1 protein-coding gene is annotated in these 281 nt (G+C 58.0%); it reads left to right on the top strand.

All coding sequences use genetic code 11. The features are described 5' to 3' along the window. The coding region (locus EN851_RS35925; RefSeq protein WP_135931145.1) for a helix-turn-helix domain-containing protein at positions 1-173 on the top strand (173 nt) is incomplete at its 5' end. Positions 174-281 lie beyond the last annotated feature (108 nt).

Below are 281 nucleotides of genomic sequence, written 5' to 3' on the forward strand. Positions count from 1 at the left end.
CCCGCGAATATGAGTGCCTGAGGTGGGCAGCGCGGGGTAATTCAGCCTGGGTGACCGGCCGCATCTTGGGTATCAAGCCACGCACGATCGCTTTTCATTTGGACAATGCCAAGAAGAAGCTAGCCCGTCTTATGCACGACGACCCGTCTGAGAGGTTGGCGGATGTAGCCTAAGCGATTGATTTGGCGTAGGATTCGGTTGTCTAAGCCAGCCCTGCCACCACGTCTCGCGAGCCACACCCGCCATGACCGACGATACGTTGCTGCCGCTCTCATTTCCAG

Source organism: Mesorhizobium sp. M8A.F.Ca.ET.208.01.1.1, from assembly GCF_004791315.1.
Classification (GTDB): domain Bacteria; phylum Pseudomonadota; class Alphaproteobacteria; order Rhizobiales; family Rhizobiaceae; genus Mesorhizobium.